General features: G+C 74.0%; 8 protein-coding genes. All 8 read left to right on the top strand.

Annotated features, from left to right (window positions below; translation table 11 throughout):
* The first annotated feature begins 144 nt into the window (after positions 1-144).
* The 8 genes from OG524_RS24770 to fxsT all read left to right on the top strand — a co-directional run bounded on the left by OG524_RS24770 (position 145) and on the right by fxsT (position 13309).
* On the top strand, positions 145-717 hold the full coding sequence (locus tag OG524_RS24770) for a CU044_2847 family protein (RefSeq protein ID WP_405388665.1): 573 nt from the start codon (positions 145-147) through the stop codon (positions 715-717).
* A gap of 56 nt (positions 718-773) precedes the next feature.
* Complete coding sequence (locus OG524_RS24775) at positions 774-2801, top strand: trypsin-like peptidase domain-containing protein (RefSeq protein WP_405811690.1); 2028 nt, start codon at positions 774-776, stop codon at positions 2799-2801.
* 13 nt (positions 2802-2814) lie between these two features.
* Positions 2815-3849 carry an AAA family ATPase gene (locus OG524_RS24780; RefSeq protein WP_405388663.1) on the top strand — a complete coding sequence of 345 codons (1035 nt, stop codon included), beginning with the start codon at positions 2815-2817 and terminating at the stop codon, positions 3847-3849.
* Positions 3850-3856: 7 nt separating this feature from the next.
* Entirely contained in the window at positions 3857-7276 is a 3420-nt protein-coding gene (locus OG524_RS24785; protein WP_405811691.1) for an SAV_2336 N-terminal domain-related protein, read from the top strand.
* Between the two features lie 112 nt (positions 7277-7388).
* Positions 7389-7592, top strand: coding sequence for an FxSxx-COOH cyclophane-containing RiPP peptide (gene fxsA / locus OG524_RS24790; protein WP_405388661.1), 204 nt, complete (start codon positions 7389-7391; stop codon positions 7590-7592).
* 37 nt (positions 7593-7629) lie between these two features.
* Positions 7630-8841, top strand: coding sequence for an FxsB family cyclophane-forming radical SAM/SPASM peptide maturase (locus OG524_RS24795; RefSeq protein ID WP_405388660.1), 1212 nt, complete (start codon positions 7630-7632; stop codon positions 8839-8841).
* On the top strand, positions 8838-10223 hold the full coding sequence (locus OG524_RS24800; RefSeq protein ID WP_405388658.1) for an aKG-HExxH-type peptide beta-hydroxylase: 1386 nt from the start codon (positions 8838-8840) through the stop codon (positions 10221-10223). Before OG524_RS24795 ends, OG524_RS24800 begins: the two co-directional genes overlap by 4 nt.
* Positions 10224-10315: 92 nt before the next feature.
* On the top strand, positions 10316-13309 hold the full coding sequence (gene fxsT, locus OG524_RS24805; protein ID WP_405388657.1) for an FxSxx-COOH system tetratricopeptide repeat protein: 2994 nt from the start codon (positions 10316-10318) through the stop codon (positions 13307-13309).
* The last annotated feature ends 124 nt before the right edge of the window (positions 13310-13433 follow it).

A 13433-nucleotide genomic window follows, 5' to 3' on the forward strand; every position in this document is an offset into this window, starting at 1 on the left:
CCCGCCAGGGTAGGGCGTTCGCCCCGCGGCCGTGCAGGGCAGAACACCCGGAGCAGGCGTACCGCAGGCGATGTCATGCTCCATGAGCCCACACCGCCCCCGGACTCCCGCTAATCTGCGACGAGTTGGGCAACGGGGGGTGTCATGGGTGACAGTGCGGCCCGGATCACGCGCATCGAGATGCCGGACGGTACGCCGGTCTGGGCGCGGATATCCGGCGCGGAGGAGCTGGTGGAGCCCGCAGGCGGGCCGACCTACACGGACATCGGGTACGAGGACCTGACCGACCGGATCCAGGCCAGGGTGGAGAGCCTCACGGGTGTCGTCACGAGCGTCGCCCGCTCGCTCGCCGAACCGCTGCGCGCGGTGCGGCCCGACGAGGTCAGTGTGGAATTCGGCATCGAGCTCACGGCCAAGGCCGGCAAGGTCGTCGGGCTCCTCGCGGACGGGGAGGCCAAGGGCGCGATCAAGGTCACTCTCACCTGGTCCGGCGGAGGACCACCCGGCACCACCCCGCCGTCCGCCACCACCCCGCCACCCACCGCCGCCCCTCATCCCGCCACACCACAGCCCCCCGCCGCCCCGCCACCTCCCACCTCGCCCCCCGCCACCTCGCCCCCGGACGGCGCTCCGCCGGACGGGCCGTCCGCCGGGGCTTCCACCGGCGCACCGGCGCATCCCCACGGCGGTGGGGCGCCCGGCGGCGGCGGCTCATGACGCAGTCCGCCGACGGGGGCGCAGAGGGCGGACGGGACCGGACGACCCTTGCCCTGATGGGCCTCGTGAGGGAGGCAACGGTACGCATCCATCGGCCGGAGCCCGGGTATGTCCCAGACGGATCCGACACGGGCTTTCTCGGCAGCGGTTTCTTCATCGCACCCAGCTGGGTCCTCACATGCGCCCATGTGGCGTCGCAGGGGGAGGGGGGTGGGGTGAACGTGGTGTTCAGGCCCGATCGGCACAGCACCGCCGAGACCGCCGTCGCGGGCACGGTCGTCGCGACGCTGCCCGAGACCGGTCCGGGCACCGGCCCGCGGGCACCCGGCTGGCCGGCCCCCGACCTGGCCCTGATCCGCCTGCTGGAACCGGCCGAGCACGCGTGCGTCTACGTCACGGAGCGGCCCGCCGCGATGCTCCCGGGCAGCAGGGTCCACTACGTGGGCTGGACCGGCCCGAGGGGCGGCAGGCCGGCCTCGGTCAGCGGCGACTGCACCGTCAAGGGCATGTTCGGCGGGCCCGCCGACGACGGGCAGCAGATCCGGCTGGGCGGCGACTGGATGGAGGCCGGCATGTCCGGCGGCCCGGTGGTCGACCTCGCCCGGGGCGAGGTGGTAGGCGTCCTCAAGTCACGGATCGAGGGCGAACAGGGCGGCACCGCGGTCGGCATCGAACGACTGCGGACCCTCCCGGTCCAGGCCGGCGCCGAGGACCGGCGGACCGACCCGTACCACGCGGTGTTCCACGCGCACGACCGGCACCACGCCGACCGGCACGACAGTACGGCCGGCACCGAGCGGACCTGGGTCGACGCCCAGAGCGAGCTCGCGTCCGGCCCCGGGCGCACGCTCAGCCCGCGGCAGCGCATCGTCCTGCTGGGGCGGCTCGCGGACATCCCGCCCCCGGTCAGCACACGAGCCCTGCTCGACCTTCTGGACGGCCTCCCGGACGTCTACTCCGGCGACCACCGCCCCGCCCCGCGCGGCTGGCGCGACGGCCTCGCCGCCCTGTACGAGGTGCGCGACGGTGAGCGTGCGCTCGAACTGGTCCTGCGCTACTGCATGGCCGTCATCTCCGCCGACCGTCCCTACGAGGCCCCGGACACCGCGGACGCCACGCAGGCACTCTGGGAGTGGGTGCGCCGGACGGCCGACGACCACCTCTCCCGCAGCTTCCGCAAGGAGCTCGACCTGCTCTGGAGCGCGGGCCCGGGCCGCCCGGCCCCTGGGCGCCGCACACCGCCCGCGCGGCCCGGAGCGGGTCCGGGGGCGGCGGGGCGGTCCTTCGTCCTGCTGTCGCTGGAACTGCGTGGCTGGGAACAGGGGCGCTACGACTGGCGGATCGCCGTCGGCGAGAGCGACGGCGACTTCCGCCCGGTGGCGGAGGACGCCCACGGCACCGCGCTGGCCGACCTGCCGTCCCGGCTGGCCGCTCCGCTGGCCGAGGCCTTCCGGTGCTGCGACGAACCGGACAGTCCGGCCGTCCTCCAGGTGGCCACCGGCCGGGCGCTGTTGAATCTGGACGTGGACAAGTGGTGCCTGACGCCGTACGAACCACCGCTCGGTGTCGTGCGTCCCGTGGTCCTCAGGTGCGCCGACCAGGAGCCGTACGACGAGGAGTGGTCCGCGAAGGAGCGGAAGGTCCGCTGGAACCGCACGGCGGCGGGCCCGATGCGCGGCGAGGTGGCCGACTGCGTGGGCGGCATCCGGGTACGCGTTCCTGACACGGGTGAACTCCGCACGCTGGCGCACGAGACGGTCCCGCTGCTCTGCCAGTACGGCGGCCACCCCCCGGCGGAGGCCCTGGCCGGGCTCGGCCGGGTGATGAGCGCGGGCTACGGCGTGGTGCTGTGGCGCAGGCGCGCGGGGCAGGCCGGGGCCGTCTGCACGGAGTTCCACCGGCGGGCTGCCGACACGGTGACGCAGGCCGGCGCGACCGACCGACTTCCTTACGCGATCCATGAGTTGAGGAAATCGGTGCGGGCCGGCCGTATCGAGACGTACTGGTCCGACAGCGTCGCCCTGCTCTACGACGACCCGCACCATCCGCTGCCCGGCGCAGGGCAGCTCCTGGAGGCGCCATGACGGGAGGAACGCCATGAGTGAACCGAATGAGTGGCTCATCTACCGGGGGGCCGGCGAACCGCACGAGGGGATCGGGCGCCTGCCCTCCCCGCCGCCCTGGCGGGATTTCGCGAACCGTGCCGATCCGCCGCCGGGCGGCGGAGAGGAGACCGACGGCTCCGCCGACCGCCGGCTGGGCAGCCACCGGCATCTCGCCGAGCTGCACCGGCCGGGTGCGGAGGAACTGGAGATGATCAACGCCGCGCTCTACCTCAGACGGCCGTTGCTCGTCACCGGCAGCCCGGGTGCGGGAAAGAGCACCCTGGCGCACTCGGTGGCCCATGAGCTCGGCCTCGGCAGGGTCCTGCGCTGGCCGGTGGTCAGCCGATCCACCCTGCTCGACGGGCTGTACCACTACGACGCCATCGCCAGGCTCCAGGACGTGCAGATCGCCGCGCACGGAACGGCCGAGGAACGGGCGGGCACCGGTGCCGCGGACGGCATCGGGAGCTACATCAGGCTCGGGCCGCTCGGCACCGCGCTGCTGCCCTCCGGCCGGCCGCGCGTGCTGCTCATCGACGAGCTGGACAAGAGCGACATCGACCTGCCGAACGACCTGCTCAACGTGCTGGAGGAAGGCGAGTTCGCCATCCCCGAACTGGAACGCATCAGCGACCGGCTGCCGGACGGCAAGGCGCACGTCCTGGACAACGACGGCAACAAGGTGGTGATCACGGGGGGCAGGGTCCAGTGCACCTCCTTCCCCTTCGTCGTCCTCACGAGCAACGGCGAGCGCGACTTCCCGGCCCCGCTCATGAGGCGCTGCATCCATCTGGAGCTCGGCCGCCCCGACCACCAGCGACTGGCCACCTTCGTGCGCGCGCACCTCGGGGACGAGGCGGCGCGATCCGGGGACGACCTCATCAGCCACTTCCTGGAGCGCTCACGCGGCGAACTCCTCGCGACGGACCAGCTGCTGAACGCCGTCTACCTCACCGACGTGGCCGCACCCGCCGGCCGCGACCGGCTTGCCGACCTGCTCATCCAGCGACTCGACCGGCCGAGGTGAACGGCTGATGTCCGATGCCGGGGCACGGCACGGACCGGGCGGACCGCGGGACGCGACCGCCCCCCGTCACGGCGTGCCCGACGAGCCGGGGTCCGGCGGGAGCGGGCTGCTGCCCGCGTTCGTCGCCAGGTTGCGAGAGGCCGGGCTCGACCCCGACGCCGAGCAGATCTGCGACGTCCTCTGGCTCGCCCGGCAGACCGGCGGCGCGGACGCGGGGGAAGGCCCCGCAGGCCCCGGACCGTCGTCCGGCCCGACCGCCGAGGCCCCCGGGAGCGGCGGCGCCGACGGGCAGGCAGCGCACCCCGCACACCCGGGCCCGGACCCGTCCGCTACCGACGACGACGCGGCCGACGAACCGGACGGCCCGCCCGCCGGGGACCCGCGCGTCGCGCTCTACCCCGTCCCGTACGGCACCGGCCCGCCCGCCCGGTCCGGCGGCGCAGGCCGGGGCGGTGCCACGGCGCTCCGCCTCGGGGTGCCCGCCGCGCAGGCGCTCCCGGACCTGCTCGAACTGCAGCGCGCGCTGCGCCCGTTGCAGCGCTACCGGACCGCTGCCCCGCCCCGGCGCAGCACCCTGGACGAGGCGGCGACCGCGGAGCTCAGCGCCCGGACGGGCGGACTGATCATCCCGGTGTTCCGAGGGGTGTCCCGGGCCGACGCACTCCTGCAGTGCGTCATGGACGCCTCCTCGTCCATGCAGGTCTGGGACCGCATGTTCACCGAACTCCAGGTGATATTCGCCCAGCTGGGCGCCTTCAGGGACGTCCAGGTGCGCTATCTGCACGAGGGCCCGGACGGAGCTCCCGCGGTGAGCCGCAGCGCCGATCCGGCCGCCGCCCCCCTGCATTCCGCGGACCGGCTCAGCGACCCCACGGGCCGCCGCGTCACCGTGGTGGTCAGCGACTGCGCCGGGCCGGTCTGGCGCAGCGGGCACGCCCACCGGCTCCTGCACCACCTCACCCGGCAGGCCCCCACCGCCGTGCTGCAGCCACTGCCGCAGCGGCTGTGGAACCGCACCAGACTGCCCGTCAGCTACGGCGTCCTGTCACGCGGCGAGGGCATCGGCGGAGCCGCCACGATCAGGGTGGCCGACGAGTCCGGGACGCTCCTCCCGGCACACGACGGATCGCTGGCCGTTCCCGTGCTGCCCCCCGTCGCGGGCGCCCTGGCCGGCTGGGCCAGGCTGCTCTCCGGCACCGGCGCCGGACGGATCTACGGTGCCGTCGCCCGGGTGCGCGCGGACCAGCCCGCGGCCCCCGCGCCACGCGGCGGCGCCCGGCCGTCCTCGCTCCAACTGGTCAGCCGGTTCCGTTCGTCGGCCTCCCCGGCCGCCGGGCAGCTGGCCGTCTACCTCGCCGCCGCACCGCTCTGCCTACCGGTGATGCAGCTGGTGCAGCGGACCATGCTGCCGGACTCCGGCCCCTCCGAGCTGGCCGAGGTCCTGCTGAGCGGGCTCCTGACCCGTACCGGGGGCGACACCGCGGAACACGGCCAGTGGTACGCGATCGCACCGGGTGTCCAGGAGGCCCTGCTCGGCTCGCTGGGCCGGGACGAGGCCAAGCTCGTGCTCAAGCACTGCTCGGAGTACATCGAGCAGCGCTTCGGGCGGTCGGGCCCCAACTTCCCGGCCCTGGCCCTGGCCCAGCTGGGCGACGGCAGGTACGGCGCACCGTATCCCGCGGGCCCGCCCGACACGGACGACGCGGACGACCCCGAATCCGGCGGCATCGAGGTGGACGCGTCCGACGGCGCGGCGCCGCCCCGGGTCCCGCACCCCTTCGCCGAGGTCGCCGCCCAGGTCCTGAAGCGCTTCATGCCGCTGCCCGACCGGTTCGCCCGCCCCGAGGACCCGCACGGCACACGGCACCCCGACCCGGCCGGAGCCACCGCCGTGGCCGGAGCCCGCGACCTCGTGCGGCAGTTCGAGTCCGACAGCATGGTGCAGTATCTGATCGACGCCGTTCAGCTGCTGCGCGGCGCCACCGAGCGCGAGCCGTCGGACCCCGAGCCCGGGCTGTGGGCCGAGTACGCGCGCTGCCTGCTCCGCCTCTGGGAGGTACGGGGCGGCGACGAGCTGCTGCGCGAGGCCGAGCACGCCGCCGAGCGTGCGGCGGGCCACCCAGGGGCCGTGGCCGAACGGGCGGTCCTGGCCAAGGTGCTGCACGCCGCCGCCGACGACCGGCGCCGCCACGGGGACCGCCGCGGCGCCCTGGAACTGCTGCGCCGCGCGGACCGCGAGTACACGGTCGCCTGCGCGGACCCGCAGCTTGATCCGGGGAGCGCGCTGAGGCTCACGCTGGAGCGGGTGCGCGCCCTGGAGGCGCAGTGGCGGCTCGGCGGTGACACCGCGCTGCTGCAGGCCGCCGTCGGCATGCTGGAGGCCTTCGCCGACGTCTGGCCCGACCAGGAGGACCGGCCCTCGTCGCTGATCCTGGCCCACGGCCGGATCCTGCTGCGGCTGTCCGGGGCGACCAACGACGGCGAGCAGTCCCGGGTGTACGCCCGCCAGTCGGCGCGATCGCTGCGCAAGGCGTTCGAGGCCGGCACCACCCAGCACACGGGGGGCACCCGGACGCGGGTCCTGCTGGACCTGGTGGACGCCCTGCTGGGCTGCGGAGGTGATCCGGAAGAGGCCTCGACCCTGGTCGGACAGGCTCTGGAGACGGTGCACGACCAGCGGATGCGGGCCCCGCTCCGGGCGAGGGCCGGGCGGATCCACGTCGCACGCCACGAGCACACCGGCGACCGGGCCGAACTGGTCCTGGCCGCCGCCCGGTTCGAGGGCGCCGCGCGGAGCGTCCCGAGGGACTCCCGGGACCACGCCGACCTGCTCGCCGAGTGGGGCAGCGCCCTGCTGCGGCGCGCCGGACTGCCCGACGGCGGCCGGTACATCGGCGACGCGGTACGGGTGCTGCGCGACTGCCGTACGGAGACGGCGGGCGGCAGCCCGCGCCAGGCGGGCCGGCTGCTGATGCTCGGCAGGGCCCTGATGCTGCGCCACCGGGCCACCGAGGACCGGGTGGACCTGCGCGAGGCCGAGCACCTCTTCGACCTCGCCGCGCGGGAGGCCCGCGATCCGCTGACCGAGGCGGAGTGCAGGCTGGAGCTGGGCCGGTCCCATCTCGACGCCTATCACAGCCTCGGCAGGCCCACCCGGCTGGACGAGGCGGCGGAGGCCTTCCGTACGGCGTCCGAGTCCGCCAGGACCGCCGAAGAGGAGCTGGAGATTCCACAACTGATCGAACAAGCAGTGGAATTGGCTGCTACAGCCAACCACTGGCGGGGTATGACCTATGAAGAGGCCGGGCGTCCCAGGGCCGCGCGCGACGCGTACCGGGCGGCTCGTCTCGAATGGCGCAAACTGCCGGGCGCGGGCGGCCCGGCAGGTGAGTCGACGGACCGTCGGCTGGACGCGCTGGAGCGATGAGCGTTCAACGGGGAGCGCGGATGGGCACGCTCCGCACCGCTTACGTCAGGGCTGCGCGCTCACGGGCGAGCGCACGGCTGTGAGCCGGGTACGACGGCAACGGGGAGTCGGGATGAGTCAGTCCGCACGTGAAGGCGGAGCAGATGCACCGCGGGGGCCGCACGCGGCGGCCGAGCCGCTGCCGGACCTCCTGGAGCTGGACCTCGAAGCCCTGCGGACGATGGACCATCCGGTCCTCGCCTCGGTGGTCGCGGACCTGCGGGGCCGGGCCGGGACACCGCAGGAGATGCTGTGGGGCTTCGTCAGCGCGCTGTGACCGGCCCCGTGGGCACCGACAGTGCGAGGGGGCCGGAGTGTCCGGAACCGCAAGGACGAGCCCTGCCACGGTGCCGCCCGCCGGTCCCGTGACCCCCGTCCCCTTCGGGCAGTTCATCATCAAGGTGCACGGCCGCTGCAACCTCGCGTGCCGCTACTGCTACCTCTACGAGGGCCCGGACAGCACCTGGCGCGACCGCCCGGGCCCCGCGTCCGACGCCGTCCTGGACCGCGCCGCCGCACGCATCGCCGAACACGCCGCCACGCACCGGCACCAGGAGATCTCGCTCGTCCTGCACGGCGGTGAACCCCTCCTCGCGGGCGCGGACCGGCTGGCCGCCCTCGCCGGCCTGGTCCGCGAACGCGTCCCGGACCGCTGCACCGTCCGCGCCACCCTCCAGACCAACGCCACGCTCCTCACCGACGCACGCGCCGCCACCCTGGCCGGGCAGGGCATACGCGTCGGCATCAGCCTCGACGGGGGCCTCGCCGCCCACAACACCCGGCGCACCGACCACGCCGGACGCCCCTCCTGGCCCGCCGCGGCGCGCGGCGCCAGGCTGCTCGCCGCCCGCCACCCTGAGGCGTACGCGGGCATCCTGACCGTGGTCGACCCGGACACCGACCCCGTCGAGGTGTACGAGTCGCTGCTCGCCCTGCGCCCTCCGGCCCTCGACCTGCTGCTCCCGCACGGCAACTGGACCACCCCACCACCCGGTCTGCCCGCCGAGGCCGGCCCTGACGCGGCTGCCCGGCGGCCCACCCCGTACGGCGACTGGCTGTGCACCGTCTTCGACCGCTGGTGGCAGGCGGGACGCCGGGAGACCCGGGTCCGCCTCTTCGAGGAGTGCCTGGCCCTCCTGCTGGGCCTGCCCGCCGCAACCGAATCCCTCGGACTCGACCCCGTCAACGCCGTCGTGGTGGAGACCGACGGAAGCATCGAGCAGGTCGACTCCCTCAAGTCCGCCTACGACACGGCGGCGGCGACCGGCCTCGACGTCTTCCGGCACAGCTTCGACGAGGCGCTGCGCCACCCCGGCGTCGCCGCCCGTCAGGCCGGCGCCGCCGCGCTCGCCCCCACCTGCCGCGCCTGCCCGTTGCTCACCGTCTGCGGCGGCGGCCACTACGCCCACCGCTACCGTGCCGGACACGGCTTCGTGAACCCGTCCGTCTACTGCGCCGACCTCGAACGGCTGATCCGCCACATCGCGGCCCGACTGGCCGACGCCGTCACAGGAGACGGACCGTGACCCCCGCCCTCTCCGACCGCGAGCTGCGCGCGCTGGGCCGCACCGAGGGCGACGCCCACGCCCTCGGCCTGCTGGTGCACGACCAGGACACGCGCCGCTTCGTCCTCCTGCGGGCCCTGTTCGACGCGGCCGGCCAGGCCCCTGACACGGTCTGCCCACCCGTCCTGCGCCACCGCCTCCGGAGCGACTGGGCCCTGCTGGAGGCGGCCGAGCGTGCCGACCGCGCCGCCGCCCGTTCCGTGCTGCTCCACCCGCTGGTGGGCCCCTGGGGCCGGCGCTGCCTTTCCGGCCTCGGTGCCGACGTGCCCACCCCGCAACTCCGCACCGACCTCGACCACTTCGGGGCCCTGGCCGCCGCGGCCGCAGTCCGCGCCCGGATGCCGTTCACCACCCGGCTCACCGTGCGCGGCGGCACCCTGACGCTGCCCACCCTCGGGGCCCTGCGCACCGGCCCGGGCCAGGTCGATCTGACGTTCGCCGACGGGGTGATGACCGTACGGAACAAGGCGCAGACGGACATCGTGGTGCGGCCCGGGAGCGGTGGAGCCCACCCCCACGACCCGCGGTGGCGGCCCGTCCACACGCTGCCGCCCCTCGTGTCCGGTGCCGCGCCCGTCCCCCTGGACGACCTGGATCCCTACCGCACGGCGGGCGGCGGCCCGGGGCACCACGGCCTGAGCGGCGCCGTGTGCCTCGACGACCGGGCCCGGGCGGGCTGGGCCGAGTCCTGGGCCGGGGTCGCCGAACGGCTCCGCGCCGGCGGCGGCCACCGGCTCACCGAGGCGGCGGTCCTGCTCCGCTGCCTGGTCCCGCTCGCCCCGCCACCCGGCTCCGGCCGGGCGGGCGGGAGCGCGTCGCACTGCAGCGGCACCCGGCGCGAGGCGTTCGGCGCCGTCCTCAGCAGCCGGCCCGGCACGCCCGGGTACTTCGCCGCCACCCTCGTGCACGAGCTTCAGCACACCAAGCTGGCCGCGCTCGCCGCCCTCGTACCGCTGCACCACGAGGGCCCGGAGGCTCGGCACTTCGCGCCCTGGCGCCCCGATCCGCGGCCGTTCGACGGGCTGCTGCAGGGCGCCGTGTCACACGCGGCCCTCGCGGGCTACTGGCAGCGGTGCGCGCTGGCCGCGGACCGTACCGGGGAGCGGGACCTGGCCTGGACCGAACACGCCCGCTGCCACGAGCAAGTGGGTGCCGTGCTGCCCGTTCTGGCCGGATCGGGCGGGCTGACGAGGGAGGGACGCGTGGTCGTCAACGAGTTGATCAACCTCTACCACCGTCTGGCGGAATCTCCCGCTCCCACGGGGCACCGGGCCCGCGCGAGGGCCTATGTGGGTACGGCCCGGGTGATATGGCAGCAGAGGAACGGCTCCGGGCAGCTGTGAGGCAACCGCGCCCACGGGGCGGGAACGCGCGGTCTCCGCAAGGTCGCCGGTGTATCTTGAAAAGGCTTGTAACGATGCAGGGAGACGGTTGAATGCCCGTATCAGGTAGGCAAGTTGGGGCGGCCGGAGGGCAGTCCGTCACCATCAGTTTCGCGGGGTTCAACCGGGCCTGGGCCATCTGGATCGGGGACTGCCTCGAACGGCGCGGGGTACGGGTCGGCTACCAGCGCTGGGACCCGCAGGCCGGCACCCCGCTGGAGGACGAGCTCCGGAATCTGATGCTCGCCCCCGGCCGGATCCTCGTCGTCCTCAGCGAGTGGTACTTCCAGCTCGGCCCCCGCAGCCACGAGGAGTGGAACAGGGCGCTGCACGCGGTGGTCGCCCCCGACCCGGGCCGCTTCGCCGCTGTCTCCGTCACCACCTCGACACTGCCGGGCGCCACCTCGGTCTTCGCCGCGGCCGACCTGACCAACACCGGTCAGGGGGACGCCGAGCGACGCCTGCTGGTCCGCCTCGAACTTCCCGAGGACCCGCTGCCCAGGCCCGAAGGGGCCAGACCGGCACCGCGCTATCCGGCCGTCCCTCCTGAGGTGTGGGGCGGGGTGCCGCGCCGCAACACGCGGTTCACCGGTCGTGACGCCCTGCTCAGCGACGTCTACCACGCCCTCCAGGACGCGGGCCCCGGCGCCGGTGTCGTCGCCGTGCACGGGATGTCCGGAGTGGGCAAGACCCAGCTGGCCGCGGAGTACGTCTACCGCTTCAACGCGGAGTACGACGTGGTGTGGTGGGTCCCGGCCGACCGGCGGGCCCTCTATCGCCAGAAGCTCGCCGAACTCGCCCCGGAACTGGGCCTGGACACCGGCGCCGAGTACGGGGAGCGGCTGCGTGCCGTGCGCGGAGCCCTGCGGCGCGGCGAACCGCACTCCCGCTGGCTCCTCGTCGTGGACGGCGCCGACGAACCCGACCAGATCAGCGACCTGGTGCCGACCGGACCCGGCCATGTGCTGATCACCTCGCGCAACACCGAGTGGGGCGAGTACAACAGCTCGCTGATCAGGGTGCCCGAGTACGACCGGGACGAGTCCGTCTCCTTCGTCCGCCGCCGGGCCCCGAGGCTCACGGAGGCCGAGGCCGACGAACTGGCCGGCGCCCTCGGCGACCTCCCGCTGCTGCTCGACCAGACGGCGGGCTGGCTCAACGACTCCGACATGTCCGTACGGGAGTACATCCAGCTGCTCGACAACGGCATCGAGGGGGACGTGGTCAAGGTCTCCGAGGACTTCCCGCTGGCCTTCCAGACCGCTTGGTCGATACTGCTGAACCAGCTCAAGGAGACGGTCCCCGAGGCCGTCGACCTGCTCCGGCTGTGCAGCTTCTTCGCCCCCGGCTCCATTCCCGTACGGCTGCTCAAGGAGATGCCGCCCGGCGACCTCCCGGAGCAGCTGTCCCGCCTGATGAACGATCCGGTGCTGTGGAACCGGGCGGTCGGCCGGCTGCGGCAGTACTCCGTGGTCCGCCTGGAGTCGCACGAGTCGGGCACCGAGGAGGCGTCCTCCGGCGAGACGATCTACCTGCACCGGATGGTGCACAAGGTCCTCGGGCTCGACATGCGCGAACCCGAGCGCGGGGAGTTCCTCGACGTCGTCCGCCGTGCGCTGGCCGCAGCCGATCCCGGCCGTCCCATCGAGGCGCTGTACTGGCCCGCCTACGCCGAGATCGTTCCGCACCTCAAGTGGGCCCAGGTCCTGGAGAGCACAGACCCGGCCGTCCAGAACCTGGTCCTCAACTGCCTGCGCTACATGTACTGCTCCGGGGAGTACCGGGCGGGCATCAAGCTCGGCGAACGCGCCATGGAGGCCTGGCGGGAACTGCTCGGCGAGACCCACCCCAGGGTCTGGGACGTCAGCTACCACTACGCCAACCTCCTGCGGGCCGTGGGCGACTACGCGGTCACGGAGGCCATGGAGCGGGTCGTGGTCAACCACCTCCGTGAGGAGCGCGGGCCGCAGGACCTGAACCACCTCAGGGCCGCCACCGGTCTCGCCGCGGACCTGCGGGGGCTCGGCCGCTACGACGAGGCACTGGAGCTGTCCACCTGGCTCCTCGTCGCCTACCGCGACCTGCTCGGAGACCAGGACTCACGCACCGTCAACGCCCAGAACAACCTGGCCGTTTCGCTGCGGCTGCTCGGACGGTACGAGGAGTCCCGGGACCTCAACCGGCGCACCCTGGAGTCCCGGCGCCTGCTCCTCAAGCCACGGCACCGCTGGACCCTCCTCTCCGAGATCAGCTACACCACCGACCTGCGACTCCTGGGCCGCTACGGCGAGGCGGAGTCCCTCCAGGCGCAGAGCGCCGAGCTGCACCGCAACACCCTGGGCAAGGACAATCCGCAGACACTGATCGCCGAGTACAACCTGGCGCTCTGCCGCTACCGCCGCGGCGACCGGAGCCAGGCCGGGTCGGCCCTCACCAGCGTGCTGGAACGGGCCGAGCGGGTGCTCGGCGACGCAGACCCGCTGACCCTGATGTTCTCGGCCGGCCAGAGCTGCTTCGCCCGCGAGCACGCGGACGTCGACCAGGCCAGGGCCATAAGCGACCGGGTCATGGACGGCTACCTGATGATGCTCGGCGAGGACCACCCGTACCTGGCCGGGATCCGCGCCAACCACGGGCTGATCCTGCGCAACGTCGGAGAGCGGGACCAGGCCCATCTGCTCATCGAGGGTGCACTCGCCGACATGACCCGGGCGGTGGGGGAGAACCACCCCTGGACCCTGGGCTGCGCGATCAACGCGTCGGCGCTGCGCAACCTGGTCGGGGACCCGGAGGCCGCCGCCGAGCTCACCGACGCCACGGTCACCCGCGCCACCGAGGTCATGGGCCGCACCCACCCGCTGACCCTGTCGGCCAGGATCGCGTACGCGGCCGACCTCAGGGCACTGCGCGACCGCGGCAGGGCGGAGAAGATCGAGGGCGAGGCACTGGGCGACCTCGCGTCGAGCCTCGGCGCGCAGCACGTGCACACGGTCTCCGCACGGTCGCGCAACCGGCCGTTCTGGGACTTCGAGCCGCAGATGATCTGAGCCGCAGATGATCTGCGCCTCGGACGATCTGCGCCTCGGACGATCTGAGCCTCAGGTCGTCCGAGCCACGGACGATCCGATTCGTACGTGACGCGGGAGCACCACCCCGCGACGCCGAAGGGCC

This window comes from Streptomyces sp. NBC_01520 (assembly GCF_045040375.1).
Classification (GTDB): Bacteria; Actinomycetota; Actinomycetes; order Streptomycetales; family Streptomycetaceae; genus Streptomyces.